The organism is Streptomyces sp. NPDC041970 (genome assembly GCF_055588985.1).
On sequence record NZ_JBVJCD010000003.1, the window covers coordinates 73,375 to 88,160 of the forward strand.

A 14,786-nucleotide genomic window follows, 5' to 3' on the forward strand; every position below is an offset into this window, starting at 1 on the left:
GCCGGAGCCGGGCGCGCGGGGAAGGGAGTTCCTGACTCGCCCGGCCGGTGCTGGCGGCCGGGCTCACAGTGGCGGGACCGCGCCGGAATCTCACCGGGCTTCCTCCCCTGTCGCCGTCTGGCGATGGCGGCCTGAACGGACCACCGCCTGCATCCTAAGCGCCGGGCCCTCGGCGGGGGCAGGGGGCGTGGGTGCGGCGGTGATCACGCGGGGGTCGCCGGGTCACCGGGGCGCGAGGGCGGGGATCGCCGGGGCGGGGATCGCCGGGGCGGGGATCGCCGGGGCGGGGATCGCCGGGGCGGGGATCGCCGGGGCGGGGATCGCCGGGGCGGCTCTACCACCGCGCCGACAGTGTGACCTCGGGACCGCCCCGGCGGGGGCGCTCAGGGCGCCCGGGGGTCGCTCCGCTCACCGCCCTCGCGCCCCGTGCCGGACCGCTCGGACGCTTCCTGATGGGCGTCCGCGTCCGGCCGGTCGGATCGCCGGACCGTGAGCAGCAACGGGGTGGTGACACCGTTCCGATGACTCGCCTCGGCGAGGAAGGCGGCCAGCCATCCGACCGCGGCCGACGACCACTCGGCGAGGGTGCCGTGCAAGGTGGCCCGGTGGTGCGCGGGCCCCGCCCACAGCTCGTCGGTGATGGCGGGTTCCAGCTCGGGGGCCGCCTCGGCCGCCGAGGAGATCGAGTGGCACGAGAAGACGTCCTGGTCGAGTTCCCTCGTCCGCTCGGCGATGTCCGCCGCCGCTGACGGGATGGACGGGACCTGCCCGCTGTCCAACGTGACCCGCACCTGCGTCCTTCGACGCGGGTCACCGTCGGCGAACCAGCCGGCGTCCTGGAGCAGGGCCATCACGGCGTCCACCCGCGAAGCCCCGTCGAGGCATTGCACAGGCAGCAGCGCCTGGACCGCCCGCAGGCGCGGAGTGCCGATGCGCGCCACGGTGTCACCCGCGCAGGCGAGGAACGCCTGCACCGGCAACGGCCGCCCGACGCCGGCGACCCGCTCGGCCGACGACACCTGGAACCAGGCGATGCGCGACGGCGCTCCGGAGTGTGAGCCTGGGCCCTGCCCGGCGTCGTTCATGCCCCAGAGCCCGCTGGACCCGTCCTCCCTCTCGGAGGCGAGCCATCCCATCGCGGACGCCCGCGCGACGAACAGGCTGTAGGCGTCGGAGGAGCCGGCGGCCGGGTCGCGCCACGGATGCGGGGTCAGCTCGCCGAACAGGGCCGCGTACATGGTGCTGTCGTGCATGGCGCTCAATTCCGTCGGCAGTTGATCGTGCGCGTGGGTGTGGTGAGCTTGCCCGGATCGTCGGCGACGCCGATAAGGTCCACATCGACGACGCTGCGCCAACTCGTGGCGTCGCGGCTGTCGCATCCCCCTCGCCCGGTCGCCCGGTTACCGGCGCCGCCGCCGGATCTCACCGTCGACTTGCCCACCGTTCCCTTGTTCCGCCAGCCACCGTCACTGTAGTACTCCTGCAGTTGCACCGTGACGACAGCCGTCGAAGTGGCGCAATCACCGTTGATCCACCAGCCATGCCCCGACGCTTCGAAGGCGGACGACGAGACATGGACGTGGTCGCCATTGGTCGTAAAGACGCACACCGCCTCGGACCCCAGCGTCTCAACCGGAATACGGGAGCCCGAGTTCTCCAGGCTCAACCCACCGCCTGGAGGGGCAGTCGAGGGGACGACAGCCGGCGTGGGACCGGGCTCCCCCGGGGTTGCCATCGCCGTCTGCGGCGCACCAAGTGCCACCACGCCTGTGACACTGACGGCAAGGGAGATCTTACGAAGCGAGTCATGCATGACCGCACCTCTCGAGTCGATAGTCAGTGGGACTTAGGGACATCGCACAACCACCCACCGCAGATAATCACGATGGAGGCTGAGGAACAATCAACTACCGGCCAATTCGCATCTCGTTCATCGCGTGCAGCTTCCAGACAGATGAACCCGATCCCTCACCCGTTTAGATCTCCATGGAGATGCCTCAACCACGCGCCCGAAAAAGACGGAATCCGTAACACCACACGTCTTACACAAAACAATGATCTGCATCGGTACACGGTGAGTCGCATGGATGACGTCAGAAAAGGACGTCAGGGACTGGCCTGCCCGGAACGAACCCGCTTCGCTTTCACCACGACGGCACCCGCCGGAACGTGCGGGGCAGGCCGCACTCCCGCCTCCTCCGGCGCCTTGGCGTGCTCCCGCGACCAGCCACCGGCGGGCGCTCTCACGGAGAACTGCAGGTGCGCCGCTCCCGCGCCCCCGCTCCGCGATCGGCCAGCGGCCCTTTTCGGACGTGCCCCGGCCGCTCCCCCGCACGGCCACCCGCGCCGCTGAGGGCGGTCGGTATGCTCGCCGCCATGCCTGATTCCGCCCCCACGCCCCGCGCCGCGGGCGCCGCCGCCCCCCGCACCGGCGGGGACGCCTGTCCGGGCACGCTGCGGCTGCACCGGGCGGACGACGGGGCGCTGGCGCGGGTGCGCATCCCCGGCGGGGTGCTGGACCCCGGACAGGCGGACGCGCTGCTGGCGGTGGCCGACCGCTTCGGGGACGGCGAGCTGCACCTCACCTCCAGGGGCAACGTCCAACTGCGCGGCCTCGACGCGGACTGCGGGGCGGAGCCGGCCCGACTGCTCGCGGACGCCGGGCTGCTGCCGTCCGCCGCGCACGAACGGGCCCGCAACATCGTGGCGTCGCCGCTCGCCGGGCTCGACGGGTCGCCCGCGCTCGGGCGGTGGCTGACCGCGCTGGACGGGCTGGTGTGCGCGAGCGCCCCCGCCGCCGCCCTCTCCGGCCGCTTCCTCTTCGCCCTCGACGACGGGCGCGGGGACGTGGACGCCCTCGGCGCGGACGTGACCCTGATCGCGGCTGGCCCGGACGCCCTGCTGCGGGTCGGCGGCGGCGACGCGGTGTTCCCGGTGCCCGCCGACGAGGGGCCGCGCGCCGCGCTCCTGGCCGCCGAGGCGTTCCTCGACGCCGCCCGCCCCTGGGGCGCCTGGCGCGTGAAGGACCTGCCCGACGACGTACGCGCCGCCCTGCCCGCGCGGGCCGCCCGGAGCGCCGGGGCGGTGGGCCCGGCGCTCCACCGGCCCCGCCCGCGTACGGCCGCCGCCCCGCGGCCGGGCCCGGTGACCGGGACGGACGGGAACACGGGCGCGCTCGCCGTCGGCGTACCGCTCGGGCGGCTGCGCCCCCGCCAGTGGCGGTTGCTCACCGCGACCGCCCGGCGCCACGGCGGCGGACTGCGGCTCACCCCGTGGCGCGGCGTCGTCGTCCCCGCCCCCGGCGGACCGGCCGCGGATCGGGCGCTGCGCGAGCTGGGCGAGGCCGGTCTCGTCACCGGGCCCGACTCCCCCTGGGCCGGGGTCGGGGCCTGCGTCGGGCGGCCCGGCTGCGCCCGGTCGCTGGCCGACGTGCGGGCCCAGGCGGGGGCCGCTGTCGGACCGGTCGGACGGCTACCTGTGTACTGGTCCGGGTGCGAACGCCGCTGCGGTCACCCGCACGGGGAGTGGATCGACGTGGTCGCCACCCCCGACGGGCACCGGATCTCCCACGTGCGGGGGGAGCGGCGCGAGCCCGCGCGCACGGTCGGGGACGACCCGGCCGCGCTCGCGGCGGCGGTGGCCGCGGCCCGCGCCTGACCCACCGCTCGACCTCCCGTAGTAGCAGACGTATCGGCAGAAGAAAGCGACAGCACTGTGCACCAGTACGAGAAGGACGGACCGGCGATCTACCGCCAGTCCTTCGCCACCATCCGCGCGGAGGCGGATCTGGCCGGGCTGCCCGCCGACGTGAGCCAGGTCGCCGTCCGGATGATCCACGCCTGCGGCATGGTCGACCTCGTACGCGATCTCGCCTTCTCGCCCCGCGTCGTGGCCGACGCCCGCGCGGCGCTGCGTTCGGGCGCGCCCATCCTGTGCGACGTGGCGATGGTGGCGAGCGGGGTCACCCGCAAGCGGCTGCCCGCCGGCAACGACGTGGTGTGCACCCTGTCCGACCCCTCCGTGCCGGAGCTGGCCGCGAAGATGGGGACCACCCGCAGCGCGGCCGCCCTGGAGCTGTGGCGGGACCGGATGGAGGGGGCCGTCGTCGCGGTCGGCAACGCGCCCACCGCCCTGTTCCGGCTGCTGGAGATGGTCGAGGAGGGCGCGCCGCGCCCCGCCGCCGTCATCGGCGTCCCCGTCGGCTTCATCGGCGCGGCCGAGTCCAAGGAGGCCCTGGCCGAGCACGCGTCGGGGCTGGAGCACCTGATCGTGCGCGGCCGGCGCGGGGGCAGCGCGATAGCCGCCGCCGCGCTCAACGCCATCGCCAGCGAGGAAGAGTGATGACGGGCGGCGAGGCCGTCGGCACGGGCCGGCTCTACGGCGTCGGGCTCGGCCCCGGCGACCCGAACCTGATGACCGTACGGGCCGTCCAGGTCATCGGCGAGGCCGACGTGATCGCGTACCACAGCGCCCGGCACGGCCGCTCGATCGCCCGGTCCATCGCGGCCGCGCACCTGCGGCCCGACCACGTCGAGGAGGCCCTGGTCTACCCCGTCACGACGGAGGCCACGGACCACCCCGGCGGCTACCGGGGCGCGTTGGAGGAGTTCTACGAGAAGGCCGCCGCCCGGCTCGCGGCGCACCTGGACGCCGGGCGGACCGTCGCGGTCCTCGCCGAGGGCGACCCGATGTTCTACGGCTCGTACATGCACATGCACAAGCGGCTGGCCGACCGCTACGCCACCGAGGTCGTCCCCGGCGTCACCTCCGTCAGCGCGGCCGCCGCCCGGCTCGGGACGCCGCTCGTGGAGGGCGAGGAGGTCCTGACGATCCTGCCCGGCACCCTGCCCGAGGAGGAGCTGACCGCCCGACTCGCCGCCTCGGACACGGCGGTGGTGATGAAGCTGGGGCGGACGTTCCCGGCGGTGCGCGGCGCGTTCGAGGCGTCCGGCCGGCTGGCCGAGGCGCGGTACGTGGAGCGGGCGACGATGGCCGGGGAGCGCACCGGCGACCTCGCGGACGTCGACCCCGACTCCGTCCCGTACTTCGCGGTCGCCGTCCTGCCGAGCCGTGTCGACGCCCCCCGGCCCGCGACGCGGCCGGACGGCGGCGAGGTCGTCGTCGTGGGCACGGGGCCGGCGGGACCGCTGTGGCTGACGCCCGAGTCGCGCGGGGCGCTGGCCGCCGCCGACGACCTGGTCGGCTACACCACCTACCTGGACCGGGTCCCGGTCCGGCCCGGCCAGGCCCGGCACGGCTCCGACAACAAGGTCGAGGCCGAACGCGCCGCGTTCGCCCTGGACCTGGCCCGGCGCGGCCGCCGCGTCGCCGTGGTCTCGGGCGGCGACCCCGGCGTCTTCGCGATGGCGACGGCGGTGCTGGAGGCCGCCTCCGAGGACGCCTACGCGGACGTCCCGGTACGGGTGCTGCCCGGCGTCACCGCGGCCAACGCGGCCGCCGCCCGCGCGGGCGCGCCGCTCGGCCACGACTACGCCGTGCTCTCCCTCTCCGACCGGCTCAAGCCGTGGGAGGTCATCGCGGAACGCCTGCGCGCGGCGGCCTCGGCGGACCTGGTGCTGGCCCTGTACAACCCCGGCTCCAAGGCCCGCACCTGGCAGGTCGGCCAGGCCCGCGACCTGCTCCTGGAACACCGCGACCCGGACACCCCGGTCGTCCTCGCCCGCGACGTGGGCGGCCCGGCGGAGAGCGTGCGCACGGTACGCCTGGCCGATCTCGACCCGGCCGAGGTGGACATGCGCACCCTCCTCATCGTGGGCTCGTCCCAGACCCGCTGGGTCCACCGGGGCGGCGACACGGCCCGCCAGATCGTCTGGACCCCCCGCCGCTACCCGGAACCCCCGGCGTAACCCCCCGCCTCACCCACCGCCGCCCGCCGCCTCCGCGCACAGTCCCCGCAGCCAGCGCACCGCCTCCTGCCGCGTACCGGCCACCGGTACGCCCTCGGGGACCGGCGGGCGGCGTACCACCACGACGGGGATGCCGGCCTCGCGGGCGGCGGTCAGCTTGGGGGCGGTGGCGGACCCGCCGCTGTCCTTGGTGACGAGGACGTCGACGCGGTGGCGGCGGATCAGCTCCCGTTCGCCGTCCAGGGTGAACGGCCCCCGGTCGAGCAGGATCTCCGCGCGGGCCGGGAACGGCGGCTGCGGCGCGTCCACCGAGCGCACCAGGAACCACAGCGCGTCCAGCCCCGCGAAGGCCGCGAGACCCATCCGCCCGGTGGTCAGGAAGACCCGCTTCCCGAGTACGGGCAGCAGCGCCGCCGCCTCCTCCAGCGAGGCCGCCGGGTGCCAGCGGTCGCCGTCCTGGGCCACCCAGCCGGGGCGGCGCAGGGACAGCAGGGGAACATGGTCCTGCGCGGCGGCCAGAGCCGCGTTCCGGCTCATGGTCGCGGCGAAGGGGTGGGTGGCATCGATGACGGCGTCCACCGCGTGCTCGCGCAGCCAGGCGGCGAGCCCGTCGGCGCCTCCGAACCCCCCGATCCGGATGTCACCGGGCGGCAGCCTCGGGGCGGTGACCCGACCCGCCAGCGAGGTGGTGACACGGAGCCGCCGGTCACCGGCGAGGGCCTCCGCCAGCAGGCGCGCCTCGGTCGTACCCCCCAGAACGAGTACATGCATCGAAACGGACTCCTCCCATGAGCGATGAGGTGCGGGACGCGGACGCCGCCCGGAGCGATACGGCCTCCGGCGGGCGCGACGCCCAACTCAAGCACACCGGTCTGCGGCCCGGCTGGACGACCGGGGCCTGCGCGACGGCGGCGACGACGGCCGCGTACACGGCTCTGCTGACCGGTGACTTCCCCGACCCGGTGAGCATCACGCTGCCCCGCGGCCAGACGCCCGCGTTCGCCCTGGCGGTCGAGGAGTTGGCGGACGGGCGGGCGAGCGCCGGGGTGGTGAAGGACGCGGGCGACGACCCGGACGTGACGCACGGGGCCCTGGTCCGGGTCACCGTACGCCCCCTGCCGCCGGGGTCCGGCGTGGTGTTCCGGGCGGGCCCCGGCGTCGGTACGGTCACCCTTCCCGGACTGCCGCTGGAGGTCGGGGAGCCCGCGGTCAACCCGGTGCCCCGGCGGCTGATGCGCGAGCACGTGCGGCGGGTCGCCGCCGAGCACGGCGGGACCGGGGACGTGGAGATCACCGTCTCCGTGGACGACGGCGAGGAGATCGCCCGCTCCACGTGGAACGGGCGGCTCGGCATCCTGGGCGGGCTGTCCATCCTCGGCACCACGGGCGTCGTCGTGCCGTACTCCTGCTCGGCCTGGATCGACTCCATCCGCCGGGGCGTGGACGTGGCGCGGGCGGCCGGGCTGACGCACGTCGCGGGCTGCACGGGCTCCACCTCGGAGCGGACCGTGGTCGCGGAGTACGGGCTGCCGGACCTCGCGCTGCTGGACATGGGGGACTTCGCGGGGGCGGTGCTGAAGTACGTACGCCGCCATCCGGTGGACCGCCTCACGATCTGCGGCGGCTTCGCCAAGCTCTCCAAGCTCGCGGCGGGCCACCTGGACCTGCACTCGGCCCGCTCCCAGGTCGACAAGGGCTTCCTCGCGGACCTGGCCCGCGAGGGCGGCGCGGACGAGGAGGTGGCCGCCCGAGTCGCCGCCGCCAACACGGGCCTGGAGGCGCTGCGCCTCTGCGAGGCCGCGGACGTCCCCCTGGGCGACCTGGTGGCCGCCCGCGCCCGCGACGAGGCGGTGGCGGTGCTGCGGGGAGCGCCGGTGGCGGTCGACGTGGTGTGCATCGACCGCGCGGGGGCGGTGGTGGGGCGGGCCTGACACCCGCTACCCCGCACCGGGTGCGCCGGACGCGGCCGCCGCGAGCCGCGCCCGCCACCCGTCCGGCCGCCGCCCGGCGTCCGTCGCGGCCGCCGCGTCCCCGGCGAGGTCGACGCCGAGGTCGGCGGCGCGCCGGGCGGCCCAGTGCGCCCAGGCGGCGGCCTGTCGGCATTCGGGGCACTCCGTCTCCCCGGCCATGGCCCGGAACACGTGCTCGGGGCCGGGGCCCTCACACGTGACCAGGGGCGGGACGGGCCGGGGAGCGACGGGCTCCGGGGGCTCCTCCGGGCCCGCCCGGTCCTCAACGCCCCTGGCCTCGACCACCGCCTCCGGCATCTTCCGCACCAGCCGGTGCCGCAGGAGTACTCGGAGGCGCACCGGCGGCCGTCCCCGCTTCCCGCCACACGGCGAGGGCTTCCGCATCGGTCAGCGGGACGTTGGAGAAGAGCTGGCGCGTGGCCCACAGCCCGCGCTCCCCCGCGACCCGCCGTTCGTGTACGAACCCATGAGCGACCAACTGCTCCTTGGCCCGCTGGAACGCCCGCCCCCTGATGCCCAGTTGGCGTGCGTGCTCGGAGAGTGCCAGGTGGGTGCGGTCGTCCGGCAACCCCTGGACGTACAGCAGGAGGACCTTCGCGTCACTGCACAGACGCGGATGGCGCACGACGCCGTGCGAAGCCTTCGTGCAGCGCCGAACGGGCGCGATACCACGCCAGAGCATCCCGGTGGCTCCTGACCACTCGTGGGTGAAGGCCCTCGGACCGGTGCTGCTAACACCCCCGAGGGCCGCCGCGTGTGTACGTACACCCGTACGCACAGAGCGTGATGACCCGATTACGGTACCGCAGCCGGGGGCGCCCGACGGACCACCGCCTGAACGCGGACCGGCCGCCCCCTTCCGAACGGGAATCGCCCGTCGCGCAAGCACGTCGCGCGGCGGGCGAGTTGGTGGAAATCCGGGTGCAGGGCCGCTCGACGAGCAGGCGAACGCCGGGCAAGAGGACCACAGGCGGCCTCGCATAAGCTGACCGCCTCACGTCAGCACGACAGCGAGGGGCCACCCATGGGCGGCAGCGCCAGGATTCGTCTGATCGAGCCCGCCGACGCCGCTGCGATCGCCGCGCATCGGGTGCGTGACGTCGAGGTCTTCAGGCCCTGGGAGCCGGACCAGCCGGCCGCGTTCTTCACCCCGGAGGGCCAGGCGGAGCGGATCGACGGCCTGCTGGCCGCGTACCGGGCCGGCACCGCCTGGCCGGGTGTGGTGCTCGCCGACGACCAAGTGATCGGGCAGGTCACAGTCGGGGGCATCCTGCCGCAGCCGTACCTGCGCCGGGGCACCATCGGATACTGGATCGCCACCACCGCCCAGAACCAGGGGCACGCGGGGAACGCCGTCGGGCACGCACTCCGGGTGATGGCGGACGAACTCGGGCTGCACCGCGCCGAAGCCTCCACCCATCTGGAGAACCTGCCGTCGCAGCGGGTGCTGCGCCGCAACGGGTTCACTCCGTACGGCGTCGCGCACTCCTCGATCCTCCTCGACGGGACGTGGCGGGACGGACTGCTGTGGGAGCGGCTCCTCGGCGACTAGTGCCGCATCAGGCGGCGTTCGCCCTGTCGGCGGTGCGCATCGACGTCGTAGGAGGTCACGAAACCCGTGCCGCCTTCTTGAAGACCTCGAACACGGCCAGGTAGTTCTTGCCGCTGTGGCCCTCGGCGATCGCCCGCTCGGCGATCGCCTTCATGAGCCGCGGTTGGTCGGAGTGGACGCCCTGCTCCACACACGTGCGGGTGATGTGCTCAAGCGCGTTGAGGTTCATCTCCATGGTGCCCATGTCGCCGGGGTAGTCGCCCCTGTCCAGGTCGGGCGCCTGCTCGGTGAGGGTCGAGTCCACCACCGAGGGCATGAACCAGTTGAGTGCGAGATCGGCGAACGTGACCGCAGAGACGTTCGCCGACCCGACCAGCGCGGTGGCGTGCAGAAAGCCGTTCATGGTCGCGTACATCATGTCGAGCAGGGCCGCGTTGTACAGCACCGCCAGGCTGGGGTCGGAGCCGAGGTACCGGGGGTCGCCCATGCTCTCCAGCGTCGCCCGGTGCTCGTCGAAGACGTCCTGCGGACCGCTGTAGAGGAAGACGGAGTCGGGGTGCCCGACGAGCGGCGGCGGAACCATGATCGCGCCGTCCAGATAGGCGGCGCCCCGCTCGGTCGCCCAACCGGACGCTGCGCGCGCCTCGTTCGGGGTTCCGGAGTTGAGGTTGACCAGTACGCGGCCTCTCAGGGCGTCACCAGCGGAGTCGAGGACCGCGTACATGGTCTCGTAGTCCTTCAGGCACATGATCGTGAGAGGGCTCGCGGACACCGCCTCGGCGACGGTCCCCGCGCGGTGGACGCCCTTGGTGACGAGGCTGTCGGCCTTCTCCTGGCTGCGGTTCCACACGGTCGTGGGGTGTCCGTGGCCCCGAAGCGCCTCGGCGAGGGCGAGGCCCATGGGGCCGAGGCCGATGACGGTGACGGGTGCGGGTGCGGGGGCGGGCTGCGGGCTTTCTGATGGCTGGTTCGTCATGCGGAATAGTGTGCTGTCTCACATCGATGTCAGAGTCAACCGAAGGTGGGGGTCGTCATATGCGTATGGGGGAGTTCTCCCGACGGACCGGGGTCAGCCAACGCCTGCTGCGCTACTACGAGGAGCAGGGGCTGCTCAGGCCATCGCGGCGGCCCAGCGGATATCGCGAGTTCACGGACGAGGACATCGCCACGGTCCGGGGCATCCGTATGCTGCTCGGCGCCGGTCTCAACACCGCCACCATCGCCGAACTGATGCCCTGCATGGTCGACGACGGGCAGACCCTGGCACCGGCCTGTTCCGGCATCCTGCCCGACCTGAACCGGGAACGGGAACGCATCGACAAGGCCGTGGCCGGGCTGCTCGCCGCACGGGACGCACTGGACGGCGTCATCGCCGCCAGGGTGCCGACCGGGCACGACGACCCGGACATCTGCTACGCGGCCGGTGACGCGGAGCGACCCGGCGCCGCCCCTGCGGTGCAGCACGGCATCAGGTCCGACCAGCGCCGGATCGGGCGCCGTCGACCCTGACCACGACGGCCCGGAGGCGTCGGTCGTCGGCGTGGCGAGTCCACCGGATGGCGCGGCCCGCGTCGCACCCCGCCGGACGCACCGCCCCCGTCACACGTGCGGCGTCGGCCGGTAGGTCAGTTCCTGGGTGCGGCCGTCGAGCGTCCGGTGCTCGATCAGTTCGAGGTCGAAGTCGTCCGCGCCCCGGAAGATCGGGTCCAGCCCGGTCCGGCCGGTGATCACGGGGAAGAGCGTCACCCGGAGGCGGTCGACCAGGCCGGCGGCCATCAGCGCCCGGTTCATCGACAGACTGCCGTGGGAGCACAACGGGATCGGGGACTCCTCCTTGAGCCGGGTGACGACCTCGATCGCGTCGCCGCTCACGACCTGCGCGTCCGGCCAGTCGAGGGGCTCCTCCAGGGTGGACGACACCACCGTCGCCGGAAGGCTCCTCATCCGGGTGACCCACGGGTCGTGCGCCTCGACCTCCTCGGCGCCCGGAGCCAGAAATCGCGCCAGCGCCCGGTACGTGGTGGCCCCGAAGACCATCCGCTGCTCCGGCGCGAACAGGGCCAGGCGGTGGGCGAGGAGTTCGGGCCCCTGCTTGCCCCAGTAACCGCCCCAGTCGCCGTTGCCGGCGCCGAAGCCGTCGAGGCTGGAGAAGACGTCGAAGGTGTAGGTCACGGCCATGGTGTTCTCCTCGGCGCGGCTGACCGCGCGTGGCGGGAATCCGGGCCGGCGACCACGGCGGGGCTCAGCGCCCTCGGGCACCGGGTCTCCGGGAGTCCGGGCGCTCCGGACGGGCCCCAGGGGCACTCGCGGGCCGTGAGGGCGGGAGGCCGACGTCGTCAGCGGCACGGCGGGCAGGGACACGAGCGTGGCACGCCACTCGCCGCGACCGCCGCAACGACCTCCCGGCGTTCACCCGTACGCCACCCCCGACACTCCGCGCCCCTGCCGCACGCCGTCCTCGGCGGTACGTGCCCCTCACCCGTACGCCGTTCTCGGCGGTACGTGCCCCCAGCCGTACGCCGCCCCCGACACTCCGCGCCCCTGCCGCACGCCGTCCTCAGCGGTACGCGCCCCCAGCCGCACGCCGTCCTCAGCCGTACGTGCCCCCAGCCGCACACCACCCCGGCGCTCCGCCGCCCTCAGCGGTACGCCCCTCAGCGGCGCCCCGCCTCCACCGCACCGGGCACCGGAGCGCGGAACCGACCGGTCAGCACCCGTGCCGGTCGCGCCCCGGCGCGTACAGGTGGCTGTCCCGGAACTGGTCCGCCCCCAACGTCCGGCCCACCATGATCACCGCCGTCCGGATGATCCCCGCCGCCTTCACCTGCTCCGCGATCGAGTCCAGCGGTCCGCGCAGGATGACCTCGTCCGGGCGGGACGCCATCGCCACGACCGCCGCCGGGCAGTCCGCCCCGTAGTGCGGGAGCAGTTCGTCCACCACCCGGTCCACGTACCGCGCCGCCAGGTGCAGCACGATCAGCGCGCCGCTGCGGCCCAGCGTCGCCAGGTCCTCGCCCTCGGGCATGGCGGTGGCGCGCTGGGCGATCCGGGTCAGGATCACGGTCTGGCCGACCGTGGGGACCGTCAGCTCCCGCTTCAGCGCCGCGGCCGCCGCCGCGAACGCGGGGACGCCGGGGACGACCTCGTACGGCACGCCCGCCTCGTCCAACCGCTTCATCTGCTCGTTCACCGCGCTGAACACCGACGGGTCGCCCGAGTGCAGCCGGGCCACGTCGTGGCCGTCGGCGTGGGCCCGTACCAGCTCCGCGGTGATCTGCTCGATGTCCAGGTTCGCGGTGTCGACCAGCCGGGCGTCCGCCGGGCACTCGGCCAGCAGCTCGACCGGGACCAGGCTGCCCGCGTACAGACAGACCGGGCTGGCGGCGAGCAGCCGGGCGCCGCGCACCGTGATCAGGTCGGCCGCGCCGGGGCCCGCGCCGATGAAGTACACGGTCATGATCTGTCTCCCATGTGCGAAGGCGCCCCCGGCTCCGGGGGCTTGCGTACCGACCACTGCGTCACCGGCATGGCCTGGCGCCACCCGGTGAACCCGCCGACCGGGACCGCGTGCGCGACCGCGAGCCGCACCAACTCCCCGCCGTACGCCCGGTACCGCTCGGCGAGCAGCGCCTCGGACTCCAGCGTCACCGTGTTGGCGACGAGCCGGCCGCCCGCCGGCAGCGCGTCCCAGCACGCGTCGAGGAGGCCCGGCGCGGTGAGCCCGCCGCCGATGAACACCGCGTCCGGGGCCGGGAGCCCGGCCAGCGCCGCCGGGGCCGGACCGGTGACGACGCGGAGACCGGGGACCCCGAGGCGTTCCGCGTTACGGGCGATGCGCCCGGCGCGCGCCGGATCGCGCTCCACGCTCACCGCCCGGCAGGACGGGTCGGTCCGCATCCACTCGACGGCGATCGAACCGGACCCGCCGCCCACGTCCCACAGCAGTTCACCGGGCGCGGGCGCGAGCGCCCCGAGGGTCGCGGCCCGCACGTGCCGCTTGGTGAGCTGGCCGTCGTGCTCGTACGCCTCGTCCGGCAGACCGGGCGCCGCGCCGAGCCGCAGGGCGTCCGCCGCCGCGCGGCACTCGACGGCGACGATGTTCAGCCGGTCCCCCGGCGGGCGCGCCCACGTCTCCGCGACCCCGTCGACGTGCTCCTCGCCCTCGCCGCCCAGCCGCTCCAGGACCCGCATCCGGCTGGGCCCGAAGCCGCGGTCGGTGAGGAGGGCGGCCACCTCGGCGGGCGTGCCCGCGTCCGCGCTCAGGACCAGCAGCCTGCGCCCCTCGTACAGGGCGGCGGCGAGCCGGGCCGCCGGACGGCCCACCAGCGTGACGACCCCGGTGTCCTCCAGCGGCCAGCCGAGCCGGGCGCAGGCGTACGAGACGGAGGACGGGTGCGGCACCACGTGCAGGCCCCCGGCCCCCAGCTCCTCGGCGAGCGCCCGCCCGATCCCGTAGAACATCGGGTCCCCGCTGGCGAGCACCGCGATCCGACGCCCTCGGTGTTCGGCGAGGAGCCGGGGCACGGCGGGCCGCAGCGGCGAGGGCCACCCCACCCGCGCTCCGGCGCACTCCCCCGGCAGAAGATCCAGTTGGCGCGCCCCGCCGATCAGCACCTCCGCCGCGCGCAGCGCGTCCCGCGCCGCGCCGGACAGCCCGGCCCACCCGTCCGCGCCGATCCCGACGACGGAGACGGGCCGCGCGTGCGGGGGCGGTGCGGGGGACGGAGACACGGTCGGGACCTCGTCGTTCGGGGCCGGGGGACACGTCGTGCGGGGCTGGCGCGACGCTCCGGAACTCTACTGAACACCGGACGCCGCCTCCGCTCCCGCCCCCGAACCCGCGTGCGGGTGAATCGCACCCGCCTCCGCGCGTGGTGTCGAGAACACGGCCCCGGCTCCGACGTCCCCTGTGCAAGCGGAACCACGAGCCGAGACCCGCGCGGGCGGGTCGAGGAGAAGACGGAGGCGACGGTCATGAGGTATCTGGTGATGGTCCAGGGCAGCCAGGCGGACTACGAGGCGCAGGCGGGCAAGGGGACCCCGCAGAGCCCGGCGTGGGACGAGAAGGCCCTCCAGGAGATGTTCGCGTTCATGGGCCGGATCAACGACGACCTCGCCGAGACCGGCGAGCTGGTGACCGCGTACGGGCTGGTCGAGCCCGCGCAGACCCGGTTCGTCAGCCTCGACGCCGAGGGGCGCCCGGTGGTCTCGGACGGGCCGTACGGTGAGACCAAGGAACTGCTCGCCGGTTTCTGGGTGCTCGACTGCGAGAGCCTGGAGCGGGTGACCGAGATCGCCGCACGGGTGGCGCGCTGTCCGCAACCGGCCGGCGCACCGGAGTACCCCGTGGTGATCCGGCCGATCGGCGGTGGCATCGACGACTGACGCGGACGGCTC

The 14,786-nt window shown here is 74.6% G+C and carries 15 protein-coding genes and 1 riboswitch; of the genes, 7 read left to right on the forward strand and 8 right to left on the reverse strand.

From position 1 onward, the window contains the following. Window positions 1–25: 25 nt before the first annotated feature. Window positions 26–105: riboswitch (cobalamin riboswitch) on the reverse strand. 278 nt (window positions 106–383) lie between these two features. Together ACZ6EJ_RS02890 and ACZ6EJ_RS02895 are read right to left on the reverse strand one after the other, a co-directional pair. Then, window positions 384–1,253, reverse strand: a complete 870-nt coding sequence (locus tag ACZ6EJ_RS02890; protein WP_469264063.1) for a hypothetical protein — start codon at window positions 1,251–1,253, stop codon at window positions 384–386. Between the two features lie 5 nt (window positions 1,254–1,258). After that, on the reverse strand, window positions 1,259–1,666 hold the full coding sequence (locus ACZ6EJ_RS02895; protein WP_469264064.1) for a hypothetical protein: 408 nt from the start codon (window positions 1,664–1,666) through the stop codon (window positions 1,259–1,261). A gap of 698 nt (window positions 1,667–2,364) precedes the next feature. Between ACZ6EJ_RS02895 and ACZ6EJ_RS02900 the strand changes: the two genes are divergently transcribed. From ACZ6EJ_RS02900 to ACZ6EJ_RS02910, 3 genes are read left to right on the forward strand one after another with little or no spacing between them, the layout of a single operon-like run. Further along, window positions 2,365–3,657, forward strand: a complete 1,293-nt coding sequence (locus ACZ6EJ_RS02900) for a cobalamin biosynthesis protein CobG (protein WP_469264066.1) — start codon at window positions 2,365–2,367, stop codon at window positions 3,655–3,657. 57 nt (window positions 3,658–3,714) lie between these two features. Beyond that, a complete protein-coding gene (locus ACZ6EJ_RS02905; RefSeq protein ID WP_469264067.1) occupies window positions 3,715–4,341 on the forward strand; it encodes a precorrin-8X methylmutase in 627 nt (208 codons plus the stop codon). Next, on the forward strand, window positions 4,341–5,867 hold the full coding sequence (locus ACZ6EJ_RS02910) for a precorrin-2 C(20)-methyltransferase (RefSeq protein WP_469264068.1): 1,527 nt from the start codon (window positions 4,341–4,343) through the stop codon (window positions 5,865–5,867). The genes ACZ6EJ_RS02905 and ACZ6EJ_RS02910 overlap by 1 nt, the downstream gene beginning before the upstream one ends. Before the next feature lie 9 nt (window positions 5,868–5,876). Here the strand turns inward: ACZ6EJ_RS02910 and ACZ6EJ_RS02915 are convergent, their stop codons facing one another. Beyond that, window positions 5,877–6,638, reverse strand: a complete 762-nt coding sequence (locus tag ACZ6EJ_RS02915) for a cobalt-precorrin-6A reductase (protein ID WP_469264070.1) — start codon at window positions 6,636–6,638, stop codon at window positions 5,877–5,879. Window positions 6,639–6,655: 17 nt separating this feature from the next. Here ACZ6EJ_RS02915 and ACZ6EJ_RS02920 point away from each other — a divergent pair, with 17 nt between their 5' ends. Next, window positions 6,656–7,798: a cobalt-precorrin-5B (C(1))-methyltransferase gene (locus ACZ6EJ_RS02920; protein WP_469264072.1), complete on the forward strand. Its 1,143-nt coding sequence runs from the start codon at window positions 6,656–6,658 to the stop codon at window positions 7,796–7,798. Window positions 7,799–7,804: 6 nt separating this feature from the next. Here ACZ6EJ_RS02920 and ACZ6EJ_RS02925 read toward each other — a convergent pair whose 3' ends face one another. Further along, window positions 7,805–8,176 (reverse strand): hypothetical protein, encoded by a 372-nt coding sequence (locus ACZ6EJ_RS02925; protein WP_469264074.1) that lies wholly within the window; start codon window positions 8,174–8,176, stop codon window positions 7,805–7,807. Between the two features lie 685 nt (window positions 8,177–8,861). Between ACZ6EJ_RS02925 and ACZ6EJ_RS02930 the strand changes: the two genes are divergently transcribed. Continuing rightward, window positions 8,862–9,389 (forward strand): GNAT family N-acetyltransferase, encoded by a 528-nt coding sequence (locus tag ACZ6EJ_RS02930; protein ID WP_469264075.1) that lies wholly within the window; start codon window positions 8,862–8,864, stop codon window positions 9,387–9,389. Window positions 9,390–9,444: 55 nt separating this feature from the next. Here the strand turns inward: ACZ6EJ_RS02930 and ACZ6EJ_RS02935 are convergent, their stop codons facing one another. Continuing rightward, complete coding sequence (locus ACZ6EJ_RS02935) at window positions 9,445–10,365, reverse strand: NAD(P)-dependent oxidoreductase (protein ID WP_469264077.1); 921 nt, start codon at window positions 10,363–10,365, stop codon at window positions 9,445–9,447. 59 nt (window positions 10,366–10,424) lie between these two features. Between ACZ6EJ_RS02935 and ACZ6EJ_RS02940 the strand changes: the two genes are divergently transcribed. Further along, entirely contained in the window at window positions 10,425–10,898 is a 474-nt protein-coding gene (locus tag ACZ6EJ_RS02940) for a MerR family transcriptional regulator (protein WP_469264079.1), read from the forward strand. 90 nt (window positions 10,899–10,988) lie between these two features. Here the strand turns inward: ACZ6EJ_RS02940 and ACZ6EJ_RS02945 are convergent, their stop codons facing one another. From ACZ6EJ_RS02945 to cbiE, 3 genes are all read right to left on the reverse strand, one after another. Beyond that, on the reverse strand, window positions 10,989–11,567 hold the full coding sequence (locus tag ACZ6EJ_RS02945; protein ID WP_469264081.1) for a dihydrofolate reductase family protein: 579 nt from the start codon (window positions 11,565–11,567) through the stop codon (window positions 10,989–10,991). 529 nt (window positions 11,568–12,096) lie between these two features. Continuing rightward, a complete protein-coding gene (gene cobM / locus ACZ6EJ_RS02950) occupies window positions 12,097–12,846 on the reverse strand; it encodes a precorrin-4 C(11)-methyltransferase (protein ID WP_469264083.1) in 750 nt (249 codons plus the stop codon). Further along, the gene (gene cbiE / locus ACZ6EJ_RS02955; RefSeq protein WP_469264084.1) at window positions 12,843–14,120 is read right to left on the reverse strand and encodes a precorrin-6y C5,15-methyltransferase (decarboxylating) subunit CbiE; all 1,278 of its coding nucleotides are present in this window, start codon (window positions 14,118–14,120) and stop codon (window positions 12,843–12,845) included. Before cbiE ends, cobM begins: the two co-directional genes overlap by 4 nt. A 243-nt stretch (window positions 14,121–14,363) precedes the next feature. On the opposite strand from cbiE, the gene ACZ6EJ_RS02960 reads away from it, so the two are divergent. Further along, the gene (locus ACZ6EJ_RS02960) at window positions 14,364–14,774 is read left to right on the forward strand and encodes a YciI family protein (protein ID WP_469264086.1); all 411 of its coding nucleotides are present in this window, start codon (window positions 14,364–14,366) and stop codon (window positions 14,772–14,774) included. The last annotated feature ends 12 nt before the right edge of the window (window positions 14,775–14,786 follow it).